This is a genomic window from Streptomyces sp. NPDC028289, from assembly GCF_055565975.1.
In genome coordinates this window covers 296,608-314,538 of record NZ_JBVHTI010000008.1, presented here as the reverse complement: position 1 = coordinate 314,538, position 17,931 = coordinate 296,608, and the positions used below count along the sequence as shown (strand labels likewise).

Below are 17,931 nucleotides of genomic sequence, written 5' to 3'. Positions count from 1 at the left end.
TCGGGCACGCGGGAGCACGACCGTTGCGCTGAACGCGCACGGCCTGCTGGGGTGCCTCTAGATCCGCAGGAGCTGGAGTTCGGCCAGGTCGGGGGGTGCTCGCGCGCCGTCCGGTGCCGTGGCCGGGCGGAAGGCCGCCGGGCAGGCGGCCGGGCGGACGGGGACCGGGTCCGGGACCAGCGCGGGCAGCGCCGGTCCGCCGCTCACCGCGCCGGAGGCGCAGGTCGCGTCGGCGTGCTGCGCGTGGTCGCCGCCGCAGTGCCCGTCGTCGCCGGAGCAGCCGTCGTACGCGGTGGCCGTGACCGTCGCGTGGGAGACGGCCCGCTCGTGCCCGCCGTGCATTCCCATGAGACCGCCGGGTGCCAGCGCGTGCATGCCGAACAGCCCGGCCAGCAGGCCCAGCACGAGCACGGCACGCCACTGCCGGTACGGCGGTCGCGGGGCGGGCTGCTCGGTGGGGCGCATCGGGGCCATCCTATGCATTCCCTGAGTGCCCGCCGGCACGGACACGGCCCGAAACGGCCGCCGCGGAGTCATTCCCACCGCTGCGCGTTGCTGTCGTCGAGAATGCCCGAGGGGGGATGACGCAGGAGATCACGCTCACCGCGCTGCGGTCACCGGAGGACGAGTACGCCGCCTCGGTGCGGTCGCAGGTCTACACGCACGACACCGGTACCCGGAAGGAATCCGACCGGGGCACGGTGGGGGACACGGAACCCGCGCCCCTCGCCGTCAGTCTGCCGGTCACCCCGTCCATCGGCTGCTCCCAGCCGGTGCACCACGTGGTGAAGCAGGGCCGGGTGTACGCCGGTTGAGATCTGGCGTCGCAGCCCCAGAGCCCCTGCTACCTGTAAATGACAGCACGACAGCAGGGCCACCTCGGCGGGGGATGCGCGGCGGCGCTGCTGTCCACTCGTAGTGACTCACCCTCGTATCGCTGCGACACTGGGCCGAAGATCCAGGAAATCTCAGCCGCATCCGTCCCAGGTACATTGAAGCTTCCTTGAGCAGGCCCACACTCCGCACGGGCGCGCAGGCGCACGTGAGCCGAACGCTGGGCAAGCAGTAATGACCTGGGATGGCACCAGCTCGCAGGGGAGCTGGCAAAGTGAGGGGCGAGCCGTGTTCTACTACCTGCTCAAGTACGTACTGCTGGGGCCGCTGCTGAGAGTGGTGTTCCGGCCGCGGATCGAGGGCCTGGAGCATGTGCCGTCGTCGGGACCGGCGATCATCGCCGGCAACCATCTCTCCTTCTCCGACCACTTCCTGATGCCGGCCGTCCTCAAACGGCGCATCACCTTCCTCGCCAAGGCCGAGTACTTCACGGGGCCGGGGGTGCGGGGCCGGCTGACCGCCTTCTTCTTCCGCAGCGCCGGGCAGATCCCGGTGGACCGCTCCGGCAAGGAGGCGGGCCAGGCCGCGATCCGGGAGGGGCTCGGGGTGCTGGGCAAGGGCGAGCTGCTCGGCATCTATCCGGAGGGCACACGCTCGCACGACGGCCGCCTGTACAAGGGCAAGGTCGGGGTCGCCGTGATGGCGCTGCGGGCCGGTGTCCCGGTGATCCCCTGCGCGATGATCGGCACCTTCGAGGCGCAGCCGCCCGGCAAGGTCATCCCGAACGTCCACCCCGTCGTGATCCGCTTCGGCAAGCCCCTCGAGTTCTCCCGCTACGCCGGGATGGAGCACGAGAAGGCCGTCCTGCGCGCCATCACCGACGAGATCATGTACGCCATCCTGACCCTGTCCGAGCAGGAGTACGTCGACGAGTACGCGGCCGTCGTCAAGGCCGAACAGACGGCGGCGAAGGGCGCGAAGGAGCGCAGGTTCCCGCGGGCGCCGCTGAGCTGAGGCGGTGGACGGAGAAGTGAGGGGCGGCCGGAGTCTTCCGGCCGCCCCTCGTCGTCGTACGGGAGACGGTGGTTACGGCTGCGGAGTGGCGTGCGGGCCGCAGGTGACGTCGGCGCCGTCCAGCGTGCCGGTGAGCAGGTAGGTGTCGACGCGGTTGTTGATGCACGGGTTGACCAGGCCGGTCACGCCGTGCGAGCCGGCGCCCTGCTCGGTGATGAGGCGGGAGCCCTGGAAACGCTTGTGCAGTTCGACGGCCCCGGGGTACGGGGTGGCGGCGTCACGCGTGGACTGCACGATCAGCACCGGCGGCAGACCCTTGTGGGTCCTGACCTCCACCGGGGTCTGCTGCTCGACCGGCCACGTGGCACAGGGCAGGTTGAGCCAGGCGTTGGCCCAGGTCATGAAGGGGTACTGCTTGTTGAGCTCGGTGTTGTCGCGGTCCCACTTGTGCCAGCCGGTGGGCCACTTGGCGTCGGTGCACTCGACGGCCGTGTAGACGGCGTTGCCGTTCTCCGAGGTGATGTTGCCGGCGGTGTCGGTCAGGTCCGGGGCGGCCGCGTCGACCAGGGCCTGGGTGTCACCGGCGAAGTACTTGCTGAACACCGTGGCGACCGGGACCCACGAGGAGTCGTAGTACGGCGCGCTCTGGAAGAAGCCGATCAGCTCGGCCGGTCCGACGACCCCGCCGATCGGGTTCGCCTTGGCGGTGGCGCGCAGCTGGAGCCACTTGGCCTGGACGGCGTCCCGCGTGGTCCCCAGGTGGAAGGCGGCGTCGTGCGCGGCGACCCAGTCCTCCCAGTCCTTCCAGCGGCCCTCGAAGGCGACGTCCTGGTCCAGGTTGGCCTGGTACCAGATGTTCTTGCGCGACGGGTTGACGACACTGTCGACGATCATCCGGCGCACGTGCCCCGGGAACAGCGTCCCGTACACCGCGCCGAGGTAGGTGCCGTACGAGACACCGAGGTAGTTGAGCTTCTGCTCGCCGAGCGCGGCCCGGATGACGTCCAGGTCACGGGCGGTGTTCGCGGTGGTCATCTGCTGGAGCATCGCGCGGCCGGTGCGCTCGGCGCAGCCGTCCGCGTACTGCTTGGCGAGCTTGCGCTGTGCGGTCTTGTCGGCCTCGGTGTCGGGCACCGGGTCGGCCTTGGGGGCCTTCACGAACTCCTGCGGGTCCTCGCAGGAGATGGGTGCGGAGTGGCCGACGCCGCGCGGGTCGAAGCCCACGAAGTCGTACGCCTTCGAGGCGTTGACCCACAGGGGGTTCTTGTTGGTGACCCGGAGCGGGAAGCGCATGCCCGAGCCGCCCGGGCCGCCGGGGTTGTAGACGAGCGCGCCCTGGCGCTCCGCCGGCGTCCCCGTGTTGCCTATTCGGTCGACGGCGAGCCTGATCTGCTTGCCGTAGGGCTTGGTGTAGTCGAGCGGCACGCTGACCCAGCCGCACTGGACGGGCTTGGTCAGGGCCCAGTCGGCCGGGCAGTCGGCCCAGTCGATCCCGGCCTTCGCGGCCCGTTCGGCCGCGATCGCCGCGCCCTGCTGCGCGCGGTCCTGGCCGCCGTGCCGGGCCTCGGCGCCGGCGGCGGGTGCCGCCAGGGCACCGGTGATCAGGCTGGCCGTGACGAGTGCTCCGGCCGAACCGAGCGCCAGCGTCCGGCTCCTCGATCTGAAGTTGTCCTTCAAGTGGGCCCCTCCCCTACCTGGTGACGAATGGTCAGGGGAGATACTTCCGGCTGTGAGGCTGCTGAGAACAGGGCCCGACAGCCGTCTTTATCAATCCGATAACCGGACGTTCGGATCCCGCTCGACCCGCTGAGCGGATCACTCGTCCAGCCGGCCCAACGCCTCGTCCAGGACCCTGCGCAGCCGCAGCGCGTCGCCCGCCACCGCACTCACCAACACCGCGGGCCCGGCGAGCGGCGTGAGCGCGGCCCCTTCTCCCAGCATCCGTGCCTCCATCGGCCGCACCGCAAACTCCGGTCGTACGACGACGAGTTGCCCGACCGCGCGATGTCCCGCCAGCACGGCGGCCCCGTCCCAGCCACCGGGCGCCCCGGGCCCACAGGCGAGTTCCTGGTCCAGCACGGCCTTCCCGGCCACCCGCACGGTGAGCCGGCTGCTGAGCCGCCCGGGCTCCTCCCCCACCCGCCCGAGCACCTGCTCCTCCCGCAGCACGAGCCGGCCCCGCGCCCCGACCTCGACGCGAGTCGTCACACACAGATCACTCCCGTTGGCGGAGATCAACTGCTCGGGCAGCCACCGCAGTTCACTCCCGTCGGCGACATCGAGCCGGACGTCGTACCGAGCCTCCTCCTTCCCCTGCCCCGGCAGGGCGATGGTCGCGGCCGCCGACCCGACCCGCAGCCGGGCCCCTTCCTCGACCCTGGCCTCGATCCCGAACCGGTCCCCGCCGAGCGGCCCGCTCATCGCCCCGACGACCATCACCCGGGCCTCGGCCCCGCTCCCCCGGGTACGCCGCAGTGCGAGCGGCCCCTCGCCCTCCAGCACGGGAAGAGAGGTACCGCCCCGCCCGTCGTCCCGTGCGACGATCCGGGCGACGGCGCGCACCCCCGTCGCCGTCATACGGCCCACGCCACGAGCCGCTCCCGCACCCACGCGGCCACCTCCGCGACACCGGCCTCGCTGCGCAACGACTGGAAGACGACCGGCAGTTCGGCGCGCTGCGCCTTGGCGTCGGCGGCCATCCGCGCCAGATCCGACCCGACGTAGGGCGCCAGGTCCGTCTTGTTGACGACGAGCAGGTCGGCCGTGGTCACCCCCGGCCCGCCCTTCCGCGGGATGTCGTCCCCTCCCGCCACGTCGATCACGAAGATCTGCGCGTCCACGAGCCCCTTGGAGAAGGTGGCGGTGAGATTGTCCCCACCCGACTCGACGAGGATGAGATCCAGCGGCCCGACCGCGTCCTCCAGGTCCTCCACGGCTTCGAGATTGGCCGAGATGTCGTCCCGGATCGCGGTGTGCGGACACGCCCCCGTCTCGACGGCGGCGATCCGCTCCGGCGGCAACACGGCCTCCCGGAGCAGGAACTCGGCGTCCTCCCGGGTGTAGATGTCATTGGTGACGACGGCCAGGGACAACTCGTCCCGCAGCGCCCGGCACAGAGCGGCAACGGTAGCGGTCTTCCCGGACCCCACCGGCCCCCCGAGTCCGATCCGAAGCGCCCGCCGCGCCCCGTCGGGCCGATGGGCGTCGGCGCTGAGGGCAGCCGGGCCGTGGTGGTGGTCGTGGTCGAGATGCATGTACGGCTCCTTAGAATCACTTGGCCTTCCGATCGGCCTGTTCGACAACTCCCAGCCCTCCGGCGCCTGAGGACGACGACCGGCCGGCACTCCCTCTCAGCCCGTCCGAGCGTCCGACGAAGGGCGCCCGACACCCCCCTCAACCCGTCCGAGCGTCCGACGAAGGCCGCCCGACACCCCCTCTCAACCCGTCCGGCTTGAGGACGAGAGCCGGTCCGCACCCCCACCAGCCCGTCCGGCGTTTGAGGACGAGGCCGTTCAGGCCGAAGCGGGGGTCCGGGGGCGGCAGCCCCCGAAACCGGGCGGTCGAAGGGGGCCCACCCCCTGGAAGGACGGGACGGGTAGGGGCGGCGGGGGCGGCACCCCCCTACGACGCGAACAACCGCACCGCCCACCCCGCATGCCACTCCGCCCCGATCTCCATCAACGGCGCCGAAGCCGCAGGCAACCCCTCGACCCCCGCCCCCGCGACCACCCTCCGGGCCGCCTCCACCCCCCGGTCGACCACCAGCTCCATCTCCCCCGCCAACCGCGCCAGCACCCCCGTCGCCTCGAACGGATCCAGACTCAGCAACCGCACCACCGCCGTGACCGGCCCACTCACGCACTCGTACACCGCGCAGTACGCCGCGTCCTCCGCCGAAAGCCCCGCCGCCCTGGCCACCACCCCCAGCACCACCGGCTGATGAGCCCCCTTAGGGAACTCCCGTGCCAGGGCGTCGAGTTCAGCAGCCGGCCAGGCCACCCGCGCGGCCCGCAGCAGCTGCCGCCCGAGCCTGCGCGCTGCTCCCCGCAGCGCGGCCGACGGCGTCCGCGCGTCGGCCGCCGCGTCCAACTCCCCTACGTCCAGGCCTAGTACCGCGGCCGCGGCGAACGCCCCGGCCACCAGCCCGGCCGTGTGCAGCCGCCCCCGGCAGTACTCCTCCAGGCTCGCGGCCCCGGTGATCCGCCCGGCCTTGACGGCCGCCTCCGCTCCGCCGGAGTGCGCATGCCCTCCGGCGGGAAAGCGGCCGTCGGCCAGTACCAGCAACGCCGCCCGTGACACCACACCCACCAGCTCTCAGAAGAGGAAGTAACGCTGAGCCATGGGCAGTTCGGCGGCCGGTGTCGCCTCGACCAGCTCCCCGTCGATGTGCACGGCGAAGCTGTCGGGATCGACCCGGACCCGCGGACGCGCGTCGTTCTCCCGCATGTCCGCCTTGGTCACGCCACGGGTCGACTCGATGGCGACGAACCGCTTCCCGAGCTGCAGCCGCTCCGGCAAGCCGTCCTCGATCGCCAACGGGGCGACGAAGTTGAAGGAGTTGGCGGCCGGCGCCCGTCCGATCGCCCCGTACATCGGGCGCGGCAGGATCGGCTGGGGCGTCGGGATCGACGCGTTGGCGTCGCCCATCTGCGCGTAGGCGATCTGCCCGCCCTTGAGGACGAGCTGTGGCTTGACCCCGAAGAACGCGGGCTCCCAGAGCACGAGGTCGGCGAGCTTCCCGCTCTCGACCGAGCCGATCTCGCGGGCCAGCCCCTGGGCGAGGGCCGGGTTGATCGTGTACTTGGCGACGTACCGCCGTACCCGGTGGTTGTCGGCCCGTCCGTCACCCGGCAGCGCGCCCCGCCGTCGCTTCATCACGTGCGCGGTCTGCCAGGTCCGCAGGATCACCTCGCCCACGCGTCCCATGGCCTGCGCGTCGGACGAGATGATCGAGATCGCGCCGAGGTCGTGGAGTATGTCCTCCGCGCCGATCGTCGACGGCCGGATCCGCGACTCGGCGAAGGCCAGGTCCTCCGGCACCGCCGGGTTGAGGTGGTGGCACACCATCAGCATGTCGAGGTGTTCCTCGGCGGTGTTCACCGTGTACGGGCGGGTCGGGTTGGTCGAGCTGGGCAGCACGTGCGGTTCGGAGACGACGGTCATGATGTCGGGGGCGTGCCCGCCGCCCGCGCCCTCGGTGTGGTAGGCGTGGATCCCGCGGCCGCCGATCGCGGCGAGCGTGTCCGCCACGAATCCCGCTTCGTTGAGCGTGTCCGTGTGGATGGCCACCTGGATGCCCGTCCGGTCGGCGACGGTCAGGGCCGCGTCGATGACGGCCGGGGTCGACCCCCAGTCCTCGTGCAGCTTCAGTCCCAGTGCCCCGCCCCGGATCTGGGAGAGCATCGCCTCGTGCGAGACGGTGTTGCCCTTGCCGAGGAAGCCGATGTTGAGCGGGTACTGCTCCATCGCCTCCAGCATCCGGGCGAGGTGCCACGGCCCGGGGGTGACGGTGGTCGCCTTCGAGCCCTCGGCGGGGCCGGTGCCACCGCCCACCAGCGTCGTGATGCCCGCCGCCAGCGCCTCGTCGGCGATCTGCGGGCAGATGAAGTGGACGTGGGCGTCCACGCCGCCCGCGGTGAGGATGCGGCCGTTCCCGGCGATGACCTCGGTCTCGGGGCCGATCACCAGGTCGGGGTGGACGCCGTCCATGGTGTCGGGGTTGCCGGCCTTGCCGATGCCGGTGATCCGGCCGTCGCGGATGCCGATGTCGGCCTTGACGATGCCCCAGTGGTCGATGATCACGGCACCGGTGATGATCGTGTCGGGGGTGCCGTCTGCGCGCGTAGCACGCGACTGGCCCATGGACTCGCGGATGACCTTGCCGCCGCCGAAGACCGCCTCGTCCCCGGCGAGTCCGGGGCCGCCGGAGCGGTCCTCCTCGATCTCGACGAGCAGGTCGGTGTCGGCGAGCCGGATCCGGTCGCCGGTGGTCGGCCCGAACAGGTCGGCGTAGGCGGCGCGGGAGATCTCAGGCATCGAGGGCACCTCCGGTCTCGCCGCGAAGCCCGGGGACCACCCGGGCGCCGGTGAGCGGGACGAGTTCGACGTCGACGGGGATGCCGGGCTCGAAGCGGACGGCGGTGCCGGCGGCGACGTTGAGCCGCTTGCCGCGCGCCGCGTCCCGGTCGAACTCCAGACCGGGATTGGCCTCGGCGAAGTGGTAGTGGGAGCCGACCTGGACGGGCCGGTCGGCGGCGTTGAGGACGGTCATCCGGGTGACCTCACGGCCCGCATTGAATACGACAGGACCGTCGGCGAACAGCACCTCTCCGGGAATCATCGGCAGCCTGCCTCCTCAGACGATCGGGTCGTGGACGGTGACGAGCTTGGTGCCGTCCGGGAAGGTCGCCTCGACCTGGACGTCGTGGATCATCTCGGGGATGCCCTCCATGACGTCGTCCCTGGTGAGCAGCTTGCGCCCGGAGGCCATGAGTTCGGCGACGGTACGGCCGTCCCGCGCGCCTTCGAGGATGTGCGACGTGATGAGGGCGACCGCCTCGGGGTGGTTCAGCCGGAGCCCGCGGGCCCGGCGCTTCTCGGCCACGTCGGCCGCCACGTGGATCAGCAGCCTCTCTTGCTCGTGCGGGGTCAGTTGCACGTCCCACCTCACAGTCCTCGCTCCGGACCGTGCGGGGTCCGGTTGCCGCGGCCACCGCGACGGATTGGGCTCACGGACCCAATCCGGCTAGGAAAACCCCAGGTGGCGTGGATCGGCAGGCTAGTTCGCCGGAGTTTCGGCGACGTTAACCGGACCTTGATCACTTCATGACCGGCACATGAGCCTCACGGCGGGCGCGCGGGGGCGCATCTCACCGCGTCGAAAGCCGACCGCCGTCCCGCGACACCCGAACGGCCCTCACCCGAACGCTCCGGTGAGGCCCGACGGTCGTGGCGGCGACCCGGGGGCCGCTGGATCAGCTCCGCGACACGCGTCCTCACACGTGCCGGGCGCCCGGCTGAAAGTGCCACGATGCGCACTCGTTCGTTCGCAGCCCCGTCGTGGCTGGTCGCGCCGTTCCTCCCCCAACGCCCCTTCGGGGGCGTCGCTCGTTCAGGCGCCCGCGGCCCCCCTGTGCTCCGCCGCGATGCCGAAGCGGCCCCGCTCCGGGCGTACGGCGGCGGTCTCGCGGACCGGGGAGACGGAGCTGACCACGTGGTCCACGTGCTCCTCGGCGGGTTCCGGAAGCTCTTCGAGGCGTTCGAGGTCGGTGGCGGAGACGAGGGCGACCAGCGGCTTGCCGTGGCGCGTCACGACGACGCGCTCACCGCCGTACACCACCCTGTTGATCAGTTCGGCGAGCTCAGCCCTGGCTTGGGTCACCGGAATCTCGTAGGCCATGAACCCAGCTTACGGGGCACCCCGGACATCACATCTTGTTCGGCCACAGCGGAATCCTCACTCGATGATCTGTACGTCCTGTACATTTTCAACAGAGAGCCCGGCTCCGGGCCGCCTCAGTCACGAGGAGGGGTACGCCATGACCCGACCGTCCGCCCGCTATGTCCTGCCCGAGTTCACGGAACGCACGACCGCGGGGCATCGCACCATGGATCCGTACTCGAAGCTGCTGGAGGAGCGGATCGTCTTCCTCGGCACGCCCGTCGACGAGGTCTCGGCCAACGACGTGATGGCGCAGCTCATGTACCTGGAGTACGCGGCTCCGGAGCGGGACATCTCGCTGTACATCAACTCCCCGGGCGGGTCCTACAGCGCGATGGCCGCGATCTACGACACGGTCCAGTACGTGACCTGCGAGGTGGAGACGGTCTGCCTCGGGCAGGCCGGGGCGTCGGCCGCCGTACTGCTGGCGGCCGGCACGCCGGGCAAGCGGTCCGTGCTGCCCGGCGCGCGCATCGTCCTCCAGCAGCCGTCGCTGCCGGAACCGGTACAGGGCCAGCCGAGTGATCTGGCCATCCAGGCGGAGGAGTTGGACCGGGTCCGGGCGATGCTCGAACGGATGCTCGTCCGGCACACCGGGCGCACGGCGGAACAGGTGCACCGGGATCTGGAGCGGGACCTGGTCCTGGACGCACCGCAAGCGCTGGCGTACGGGCTGGTGGACCGGGTGATGCCCACCCGCCGTCCCTCGCTCGGCCTGCCGGACGCGGGGTGAGCCGCCGATGCTGCCGCCGGAGCTTCCTCCGCTGCCCGCGCTGACCCGCGCCGAGGGCGAGCTGATCGACCGTTACCTGGACGTGGTGGATTTGCTGGGCCGGATCAATCCGGCGCAGAACGAGGACACCTACCGCGGGCTGCGCGCCGCGCAGGCGCTGGTGCGCGCGGCGTCCGAGCTGCGTGACGCGCTGGCCCTGATGCATCAGCGGGGCGAGGCGGAGCTTCACGGGGACACGCTGGCACGGGCGTTGCGGGTGCTCGACGGCGAGCGCCGGACCGCTCGCGTCGTACTCCCGCCCGACTGCGTACGGTGACACCCGCCGGACTCCGGCCCCACGCGTCGACACGGCGAGTGGGCCGGAGTCGAAACGATCCAAAGGGGTTACCGCCGTCCGGCGGAGTGTGGCGTGGTTTTACCTGACCGCGAGGACCGCTCAAGTTGCCTGTGCGTGGGTGCCCGCGAGCGGCTTCCGCGCAGGTCCGGGGCTACGCAGGGCAGTTGACGGAGAATCGAACACAGGGCTGTCCACCCGAACGGGTGGGTGGTGAGTAACCCCACAAATCCCCGATTCCGTTGGGATTTTCGGACACGCGTGAGTGAAGATCCCTGTCTGACGACAAGCCCCCGCCACAGCGGCGGGGCGGTCCGGGCGGACGCCGAGTCCTGCCGCCGCCCGGATTGACCCGTCGACAGAAGTGCATCGGCAGGAGTGGAGGACCCAAGCACGACGGGTCGCCGGCAAGGTCGCGCCATGACCGGGCCGAGCAGCCCTTGGGGTGAAGCCGTGGCAACACGGCCGGGCAACTTCGCCAGCCCGAATCCGACAGGTCATCCTTCACAGGCGGCTGACGAAGGGTTGCGCATGACTGCGCTCAATCGTGTTCCGTCGCTGATGGCCCGGGCCGGTACGGCCTCGGCACTGACCATCGCCGCCGTGGGCGGCTCGATCGTGATCCCGGGTGTCGCTTCCGATGCCTCGGCCGCCACGATGGCGACGAAGGCACTTCAGGTCGCCGCCTCGAAGAAGGGCGCGCCCTACAGGTGGGGTGCCACCGGACCGAACAGGTTCGACTGCTCCGGGCTGACGCTGTACTCGTTCAAGAAGGCGGGCAAGACCCTGCCGCGAACGGCGGCCCAGCAGTACAACAAGACCCGTCACATCTCGGCCGGCAACCGCAAGGCCGGGGACCTGGTCTTCTTCCACTCGGGTTCCAGCGTGTACCACGTCGGCATCTACGCCGGGAAGGGAAAGATCTGGCACGCCCCGAAGACCGGGGACGTGGTGAAGCTCCAGAAGATCTGGACGCGCAGCGTCTGGTACGGCCGGGTCAGCTGACCCCACCGTGAGCGGGCCGGCAGGAGCTCAGGGCTACGGCTCCTGCTGGCCGGCCGCGGTGACGGTGCCGGCCGGGACCGTCCAGGGCAGTTCGATGGAGACGGTCTTGCCGCCCTCCCCGGTGGGGCGTACCCGGAGCTTGCCGCCGCACTCGGCGGTCAGCCAGCGGATGATGACCATGCCCCGCCCGTTGTCCTGCTGGACCGCGGCGGGGAGTCTCTTGGGGAAGCGCGGATGACTGTCCGTGACGCCGATGCGCAGCTGCTCGTCCCGGTCGAGCACGAGGTCCACCGTGAAGGTGGGTGACTGCCCGAAGGTGTGCTGCACGGCGTTGGTGGCGAGTTCGGAGACGATGAGGCGGACGGTGTCCGCGGTCTCCGTCTCCGGCGGCAGCCCCCACTCCGCGAGCGTGTCCAGCACATAGGAGCGGGCGGCGTAGACCGAGGCGGGATCGCTCGGCAGAGTGACGGATGCTTCCAGGTGGTCTGCCATGGCGACGTCGTCCCTTTCCTCGGGACCGGAGTCCGACACGGAGCGGATGGTTCGAGTACGGTCCCGGACTGGTGCTTCTTCGCCAGACTGCCATTACCGGGCCGGTCACGGGGAGCGATCCACCAAGATATGCATATATCTGTCGCTCGAAGCGGTGAACTCTGCGACCTCAGACCGTATTTGGGCGGCTCGGAAGGAGTAAGGAGTAGCCCATGCAGAACGGTCCCGCGGTGCGCCGCCGCAAACTGGGCGCCGAACTGCGCACTCTGCGCACCGGCGCCGGCCTCACGAGCGGTGAGGCCGCCCGTCTGGTGGGCTGGCATCAGTCGAAAGTGAGCCGGATCGAGACCGGCGCCAGCGGTGTGAAACCGGCCGATGTGCGGTTACTCCTGGACGCCTACGGCGTGGTCGAGGGGCAACTGCGCAAGTTGCTGCTGGTGTTGGCGGGGTCGGAGGACACGGCGGGACGGCACCACTGGTGGCACGCCTATCGGGGGGTCCTGCCGCCCGCCTACCGCGATTTCATCAGCCTGGAGTCACAGGCAGGCGCGATGCGCACGCTGGAGACCCTGGTCGTGCCGGGGTTGCTGCAGACCCCCGAGTACGCGCGTGCGGTGACCCGGGCGGCCATGGACGGGCCCGACGACGAGGCCCTGGACACCCTGGTGGAGGTGCGTCTGGCCAGGCAGGACGTGCTGCACAACGATCCGCCGCTGGAGCTGAACGCGGTGCTGGACGAAGCGGTGCTACGGCGCGAGGTGGGTGGCCCGGGCGTGATGACGCGGCAGTTGACCCGGCTGGTGGAGGCAGCCCGGTTGCCCCAGGTACGGCTCCAGGTGCTGCCGTTCGCGGCCGGGGCGCATATCGGCATCACCGGACCTTTCGTAATCTTCTCATTTCCGAGCACTTCTGATCTGGACGTGGTTGTTATCGACCAGTTGACGAGTAGCCTCTACCTGGAGCGGAAAGAAGACCTCCAGGCCTACACGGAGGCCTTCGACACGCTCCGGATCCACGCCCTTTCCCCCGAGGACTCGTTGGATTACATCGCCGCAATAGCTGACGGCGCGTAAGGAGGCACCATGACTGCACTGCCTCGGAACGTACCTTCAAGTGCTGATCTGCACGGACTGCGGTGGCTGCGCAGCAGCTACAGCACCGGAGCGAACAACTGCGTGGAGACGGCACGGCCGCGCTCCGGCCCCTCGGCCGGACTGCTCGCCGTGCGCGACTCCAAGGTTCCGGCCGGACCCGCGCTGCTCTTCTCCCCCGAGAGCTGGGCGGGTTTCACTTCGGCGTTCGCCGGCTGATCAGCCCCAGAAGAGTCTGATCAGACACGAACGAAACGGATCAGACTCGTACCCCATCCATCCCCGACTCCGTATCCGCTCGCGAGCCAGGCCCGGCCGTGTCACGCCGACTCATGGTCGTGTCTTGCCGATCACATGTACAGCGCGTTCGATCTCGGCCCCGGAGAGGTCCGCACGGGCGGTCAGCCTGAGCCGTGAGATGCCGTCCGGCACCGACGGCGGACGGAAACAGCCCACGGCCAGGCCTGCCGTCCGGCAGTCGGCCGCCCACTGCACGGCCTGCTCCGGGGACGGGGCCCGCACGGAGACCACCGCGGCGTCCGGACGTACCGCTTCCAGACCCGCGGCGGTCAACCGTGCGTGCAGTTCCGCGGCCACCTCGCGGGCCCGGGCCGCACGTCCGGGCTCGCGGCGCAGCAGCCGCAGGGCCGCCAGGGCCGCCCCCGCCGCGGCGGGGGCCAGGCCGGTGTCGAAGATGAAGGTCCGGGCCGCGTTGACGAGGTGGTCGATCACCCGGGCCGGGCCCAGCACGACCCCGCCCTGACTGCCCAGCGACTTCGACAGGGTCGCCGTGACCACCACGTCCTCGGCTCCGGAGAGCCCGGCCGCGTCCGGCGCGCCCCGGCCGCCGTCCCCGAGAACCCCGAGCCCGTGGGCGTCGTCGACGAGCAGCCCGGCACCGTGCTCCCGGCACGCCTCGGCCAGTGCGGCCAGCGGTGCCGCGTCCCCGTCCACGGAGAACACCGTGTCGGAGACGACCACGGCGGGGCCCTCGTGCGTCCCGAGGGCCTTGCGCACGCCGTCCGGGTCGGCGTGCCCGACGACCTGGGTGGCGCCCCGGGCCAGCCGGCAGCCGTCGATCAGGGAGGCGTGGTTGAGGGCGTCGGAGACGATCAGGGAGCCGTGCGGGCCGAGCGTGGTGACGGCGGCGAGGTTCGCGGCATAGCCGGAGGAGAAGACCAGGGCGGCCTCGAACCCGCAGAATCCGGCCAGCTCCTGCTCCAGTTCGGTGTGGAGCTCCGTCGTGCCGGTCACCAGCCGGGAGCCGGTCGAGCCACCGCCCCAGGTCCGCGCCGCCGCGGCCGCGCCCTCGGCGACCTCCGGGTGGTGGGCGAGGCCCAGGTAGTCGTTGCTCGCGAGGTCCAGCAGCGGCGAGTCGGCGGGGCGGGGGCGCAGGGTCCGTACGAGTCCGGCGCGGCGGCGCTGTTCCGCCTGTTCGTCGATCCAGCCGAACGCCATGGCCCCTCCGGTGAATTTGTAGGCAGTGGACAGACCCTAGCGGGATCATCAGGCGCCCACTGTGTGGCAATACCCACACGTCGAACTGACAGGGTTGTGCAAACTCTCCTTGGCCCGGAGCAGCCTCGTAGTACAGGATCGGCTCTCATGGACCTGCTGAACACGCTGGTGGACAAGGGGCTTCGGCGCGAGCTGCCGACCCGCGAGGAAGCGCTCGCCGTACTGGCGACCTCCGACGACGACGTGCTCGATGTGGTGGCCGCGGCCGGCAAGGTGCGCCGCCACTGGTTCGGCCGGCGCGTGAAACTCAACTACCTGGTCAACCTCAAGTCGGGCCTGTGCCCGGAGGACTGCTCCTACTGCTCGCAGCGGCTGGGCTCCTCCACCGGGATCCTGAAGTACAGCTGGCTGAAACCCGACGAGGCGTCCAAGGCGGCCGCCGCGGGTCTGGCCGGGGGTGCCAAGCGGGTCTGTCTGGTGGCGAGCGGGCGCGGTCCGACCGACCGGGACGTCGACCGGGTCGCGGGCACCATCAAGGCCATCAAGGAGCAGAACGAGGGCGTCGAGGTGTGCGCCTGTCTCGGTCTGCTCTCCGACGGCCAGGCGGAGCGGCTGCGCGAGGCGGGCGCGGACGCCTACAACCACAACCTCAACACGTCCGAGGGGACGTACGGGGACATCACGACCACGCACACGTACGCCGACCGGGTGGACACGGTCAACAAGGCGCACGCGGCGGGTCTGTCGGCCTGTTCCGGTCTGATCGCCGGTATGGGCGAGAGTGACAAGGACCTGGTCGACGTCGTCTTCTCGCTGCGCGAGCTGGACCCGGACTCGGTGCCGGTCAACTTCCTGATCCCGGTCGAGGGCACCCCGCTGGCCAAGGAGTGGAACCTCACCCCGCAGCGCTGCCTGCGCATCCTGGCGATGGTGCGGTTCGTCTGCCCCGACGTGGAGGTGCGCATCGCGGGCGGCCGCGAGGTCCATCTGCGCACCATGCAGCCGCTGGCGCTGCACCTGGCCAACTCGATCTTCCTCGGCGACTACCTGACCACCGAGGGCCAGGCCGGCCAGGCCGACCTGGAGATGATCGCGGACGCCGGGTTCGTGGTGGAGGGCTCGGACGAGGTGACGCTGCCGCAGCACCGGGCCGAGGTCCGGGGCGGTGGCTGCGGATCGCACGGGGCCGAGGGTGCCGAGGGTGCCGGGTGCGGGTCCCACCCGGAGGGCGGTTGCGGCTCGGTTTGCGGCTCCCACGAGGATGCGGCCGAGGCTGTGACCGTCCCCGCCGCCAACGAACCGCGCACCGACCTGGTCGCCGTCCGCCGCCGAGGGGCCGGAACGGATCTCGCGCCCAATGCCTGACCCCGGCCTGAGCGTCCCCGAGCTGCTGGAGCTCGACCGCCGGCACGTCTGGCACCCGTACGGTCCGATGCCCGGCCGGGCCGAACCGCTCGTCGTGGAGTCGGCGAGCGGGGTCCGGCTGCGGCTCGCGGACGGCTCGGGCGAGCTGGTCGACGGCATGTCGTCGTGGTGGTCGGCGATCCACGGCTACAACCACCCGGTGCTCAACGAGGCGGCGCGCGACCAGCTCGGCCGGATGAGCCATGTGATGTTCGGCGGGCTCACCCACGAGCCCGCCGTCCGCCTGGCCAAGCTCCTGGTCGACATTTCGCCCGCCGGCCTGGAGCACGTCTTCCTCGCCGACTCGGGGTCGGTGTCGGTCGAGGTCGCGGTGAAGATGTGCCTGCAGTACTGGCGCTCCCTCGGCCGCCCCGCGAAGCAGCGCCTGCTGACCTGGCGCGGCGGCTACCACGGCGACACCTGGCAGCCCATGTCCGTCTGCGACCCCGAGGGCGGCATGCACGAGCTCTGGTCCGGGGTGCTGCCCCGCCAGGTGTTCGCCGACGCGCCGCCGGCGGAGTACGACGAGTCGTACGCCGAGCACCTGCGGTCCGCGATCGAGCGGCACGCGCACGAGCTGGCCGCGGTGATCGTGGAGCCGGTGGTGCAGGGCGCCGGCGGGATGCGGTTCCACTCCCCCGCCTACCTGCGGGTGCTGCGCGAGGCGTGCGACGCGCACGACGTGCTGCTGGTGTTCGACGAGATCGCGACCGGCTTCGGGCGCACCGGCGCGCTGTTCGCCGCCGACCACGCGGCCGTCACCCCGGACGTGATGTGCGTCGGCAAGGCACTGACCGGCGGTTACCTGACGATGGCGGCGACGCTGTGCACGCCCGCGGTGGCCGAGGGGATCTCGCGGGGCGAGGTGCCGGTGCTGGCGCACGGGCCGACGTTCATGGGCAACCCGCTCGCGGCCTCGGTCGCCTGCGCCTCGCTGGGGCTGCTGCTCGCCCAGGACTGGCTCGCGGAGGTCAAGCGGATCGAGGCCGGGCTGCGGGAGGGCCTGGCACCGGCCCGGGAGCTCCCCGGGGTCCGGGACGTCCGGGTCCTCGGAGCCGTCGGGGTCGTCCAACTCGACCACGACGTCGACATGAAGGCCGCCACGGCCGCCGCCGTGCGCGAGGGCGTCTGGCTGCGGCCGTTCCGCGACCTCGTGTACACGATGCCGCCGTACGTCACGGGCGACGCGGACGTGGCACGGATCGCGCGCGCGGTGTGCGCCGCCGCGCGGGAGGGATGAGCATGCCGATCCTGGTGATCACGGGGACGGGCACGGAGGTCGGCAAGACGGTCACCACGGCCGCGGTCGCCGCCGCCGCGCTCGCGGCCGGCCGCTCGGTGGCGGTCCTGAAGGCCGCGCAGACGGGGGTACGACCCGACGAGCGCGGGGACGCCGACGAGGTAGCGCGCCTCGCGGGTGCCGTGACGGCGGCCGAAGTGGCCAGGTTCCCCGAGCCGTTGGCGCCGGGCACGGCGGCCCGCAGGGCGGGGATGCCCCCCGTGCGGCCGCAGGACGTGGCCGAGGCCGCCGCCAAGCTGGCCACCGAGCACGAACTGGTGCTGGTCGAGGGCGCGGGCGGCCTGCTCGTCCGGTTCGACGCGGCGGGCGGCACCCTGGCGGACGCGGCCCGGCTGCTGAACGCGCCGGTGCTGGTGGTGGCGTCGGCCGGGCTGGGCACGTTGAACACCACGGAGCTGACGGCCCGTGAACTACGTCGGAGTGAGCTGGAGTTGCTGGGTGTGGTGATCGGCAGCTGGCCAAGCTCCCCCGATCTGGCCTCGCGGTGCAACGTCGCGGACCTGCCGGAGGTGGCCGGGGCACCCCTGCTGGGCGCGCTGCCCGCCGGCGCCGGAGCCCTCGCACCCGCCGACTTCCGTGCGGCGGCGCCGAATTGGCTGTCGGCCCGGCTGGACGGCACCTGGGACGCGGAGGCGTTCCGGGGGCGGGAAGCGCCGTAGTGCCCCGGCAGGCCGTCGGCCGGGGGCGGCGCCATCGTGGCTGGTCGCGGGGGTGGCCCCCCCCCCCCCCCCCGCCGCGGGGGGGGGGGGGGGGCGGCCGCGCGGGGGAACGGGCCGCCCGCGCCCCCACCCCCCCCCCCCGACGGACCAACCCCCGGGAAGCTGA

At 71.5% G+C, this 17,931-nt stretch carries 21 protein-coding genes and 1 riboswitch; of the genes, 10 read left to right on the top strand and 11 right to left on the bottom strand.

The genetic code is table 11. The features are described from left to right. Window positions 1–57: 57 nt before the first annotated feature. Window positions 58–465 (bottom strand): DUF6153 family protein, encoded by a 408-nt coding sequence (locus ACZ4UV_RS38000; RefSeq protein WP_451022718.1) that lies wholly within the window; start codon window positions 463–465, stop codon window positions 58–60. Window positions 466–581: 116 nt separating this feature from the next. Here ACZ4UV_RS38000 and ACZ4UV_RS37995 point away from each other — a divergent pair, with 116 nt between their 5' ends. Both ACZ4UV_RS37995 and ACZ4UV_RS37990 read left to right on the top strand, forming a co-directional pair. Continuing rightward, window positions 582–815, top strand: coding sequence for a hypothetical protein (locus ACZ4UV_RS37995; RefSeq protein ID WP_467844360.1), 234 nt, complete (start codon window positions 582–584; stop codon window positions 813–815). Window positions 816–1,122: 307 nt separating this feature from the next. Beyond that, a complete protein-coding gene (locus ACZ4UV_RS37990; protein ID WP_451022716.1) occupies window positions 1,123–1,848 on the top strand; it encodes a lysophospholipid acyltransferase family protein in 726 nt (241 codons plus the stop codon). Between the two features lie 72 nt (window positions 1,849–1,920). Here ACZ4UV_RS37990 and ACZ4UV_RS37985 read toward each other — a convergent pair whose 3' ends face one another. The 8 genes from ACZ4UV_RS37985 to ACZ4UV_RS37950 form a co-directional block, all read right to left on the bottom strand. Next, complete coding sequence (locus ACZ4UV_RS37985; RefSeq protein ID WP_451022715.1) at window positions 1,921–3,525, bottom strand: alpha/beta hydrolase; 1,605 nt, start codon at window positions 3,523–3,525, stop codon at window positions 1,921–1,923. 138 nt (window positions 3,526–3,663) lie between these two features. Beyond that, window positions 3,664–4,425, bottom strand: coding sequence for an urease accessory protein UreD (locus ACZ4UV_RS37980; RefSeq protein ID WP_451022714.1), 762 nt, complete (start codon window positions 4,423–4,425; stop codon window positions 3,664–3,666). Further along, window positions 4,422–5,102 carry an urease accessory protein UreG gene (gene ureG / locus ACZ4UV_RS37975; protein WP_390041134.1) on the bottom strand — a complete coding sequence of 227 codons (681 nt, stop codon included), beginning with the start codon at window positions 5,100–5,102 and terminating at the stop codon, window positions 4,422–4,424. Before ureG ends, ACZ4UV_RS37980 begins: the two co-directional genes overlap by 4 nt. Before the next feature lie 367 nt (window positions 5,103–5,469). Then, window positions 5,470–6,147, bottom strand: a complete 678-nt coding sequence (locus tag ACZ4UV_RS37970) for an urease accessory protein UreF (protein WP_451022842.1) — start codon at window positions 6,145–6,147, stop codon at window positions 5,470–5,472. 15 nt (window positions 6,148–6,162) lie between these two features. After that, on the bottom strand, window positions 6,163–7,884 hold the full coding sequence (locus tag ACZ4UV_RS37965) for an urease subunit alpha (RefSeq protein ID WP_451022841.1): 1,722 nt from the start codon (window positions 7,882–7,884) through the stop codon (window positions 6,163–6,165). Beyond that, window positions 7,877–8,188, bottom strand: a complete 312-nt coding sequence (locus ACZ4UV_RS37960; RefSeq protein WP_351502126.1) for an urease subunit beta — start codon at window positions 8,186–8,188, stop codon at window positions 7,877–7,879. Before ACZ4UV_RS37960 ends, ACZ4UV_RS37965 begins: the two co-directional genes overlap by 8 nt. A gap of 15 nt (window positions 8,189–8,203) precedes the next feature. Continuing rightward, window positions 8,204–8,506, bottom strand: a complete 303-nt coding sequence (locus ACZ4UV_RS37955) for an urease subunit gamma (RefSeq protein ID WP_037782101.1) — start codon at window positions 8,504–8,506, stop codon at window positions 8,204–8,206. A 453-nt stretch (window positions 8,507–8,959) separates the two neighbouring features. Further along, on the bottom strand, window positions 8,960–9,247 hold the full coding sequence (locus tag ACZ4UV_RS37950; RefSeq protein ID WP_390047160.1) for a type II toxin-antitoxin system Phd/YefM family antitoxin: 288 nt from the start codon (window positions 9,245–9,247) through the stop codon (window positions 8,960–8,962). A gap of 139 nt (window positions 9,248–9,386) precedes the next feature. On the opposite strand from ACZ4UV_RS37950, the gene ACZ4UV_RS37945 reads away from it, so the two are divergent. From ACZ4UV_RS37945 to ACZ4UV_RS37935, 3 genes are all read left to right on the top strand, one after another. Then, window positions 9,387–10,022, top strand: a complete 636-nt coding sequence (locus ACZ4UV_RS37945) for an ATP-dependent Clp protease proteolytic subunit (RefSeq protein ID WP_390047162.1) — start codon at window positions 9,387–9,389, stop codon at window positions 10,020–10,022. 7 nt (window positions 10,023–10,029) lie between these two features. Further along, entirely contained in the window at window positions 10,030–10,338 is a 309-nt protein-coding gene (locus ACZ4UV_RS37940) for a hypothetical protein (protein ID WP_467844352.1), read from the top strand. A gap of 364 nt (window positions 10,339–10,702) precedes the next feature. Next, a riboswitch (cyclic di-AMP (ydaO/yuaA leader) is annotated at window positions 10,703–10,884 on the top strand. 3 nt (window positions 10,885–10,887) lie between these two features. Further along, window positions 10,888–11,361 (top strand): C40 family peptidase, encoded by a 474-nt coding sequence (locus tag ACZ4UV_RS37935; RefSeq protein WP_351502118.1) that lies wholly within the window; start codon window positions 10,888–10,890, stop codon window positions 11,359–11,361. A 33-nt stretch (window positions 11,362–11,394) separates the two neighbouring features. Here ACZ4UV_RS37935 and ACZ4UV_RS37930 read toward each other — a convergent pair whose 3' ends face one another. Then, window positions 11,395–11,853: an ATP-binding protein gene (locus ACZ4UV_RS37930; protein ID WP_451022490.1), complete on the bottom strand. Its 459-nt coding sequence runs from the start codon at window positions 11,851–11,853 to the stop codon at window positions 11,395–11,397. Window positions 11,854–12,065: 212 nt separating this feature from the next. Between ACZ4UV_RS37930 and ACZ4UV_RS37925 the strand changes: the two genes are divergently transcribed. After that, window positions 12,066–12,926: a helix-turn-helix domain-containing protein gene (locus ACZ4UV_RS37925; RefSeq protein ID WP_467844348.1), complete on the top strand. Its 861-nt coding sequence runs from the start codon at window positions 12,066–12,068 to the stop codon at window positions 12,924–12,926. Window positions 12,927–12,935: 9 nt separating this feature from the next. After that, the gene (locus tag ACZ4UV_RS37920) at window positions 12,936–13,163 is read left to right on the top strand and encodes a DUF397 domain-containing protein (RefSeq protein ID WP_351502114.1); all 228 of its coding nucleotides are present in this window, start codon (window positions 12,936–12,938) and stop codon (window positions 13,161–13,163) included. A gap of 111 nt (window positions 13,164–13,274) precedes the next feature. Here ACZ4UV_RS37920 and ACZ4UV_RS37915 read toward each other — a convergent pair whose 3' ends face one another. Continuing rightward, window positions 13,275–14,402, bottom strand: a complete 1,128-nt coding sequence (locus ACZ4UV_RS37915) for an 8-amino-7-oxononanoate synthase (protein WP_390047167.1) — start codon at window positions 14,400–14,402, stop codon at window positions 13,275–13,277. Between the two features lie 147 nt (window positions 14,403–14,549). Between ACZ4UV_RS37915 and bioB the strand changes: the two genes are divergently transcribed. The 3 genes from bioB to bioD are packed head-to-tail and all read left to right on the top strand — an operon-like array spanning window position 14,550 to window position 17,765. Further along, window positions 14,550–15,767: a biotin synthase BioB gene (gene bioB / locus ACZ4UV_RS37910; RefSeq protein WP_451022488.1), complete on the top strand. Its 1,218-nt coding sequence runs from the start codon at window positions 14,550–14,552 to the stop codon at window positions 15,765–15,767. Then, window positions 15,760–17,046, top strand: a complete 1,287-nt coding sequence (locus tag ACZ4UV_RS37905) for an adenosylmethionine--8-amino-7-oxononanoate transaminase (RefSeq protein ID WP_451022487.1) — start codon at window positions 15,760–15,762, stop codon at window positions 17,044–17,046. The genes bioB and ACZ4UV_RS37905 overlap by 8 nt, the downstream gene beginning before the upstream one ends. A gap of 2 nt (window positions 17,047–17,048) precedes the next feature. Then, entirely contained in the window at window positions 17,049–17,765 is a 717-nt protein-coding gene (gene bioD, locus ACZ4UV_RS37900; protein WP_467844795.1) for a dethiobiotin synthase, read from the top strand. Window positions 17,766–17,931 lie beyond the last annotated feature (166 nt).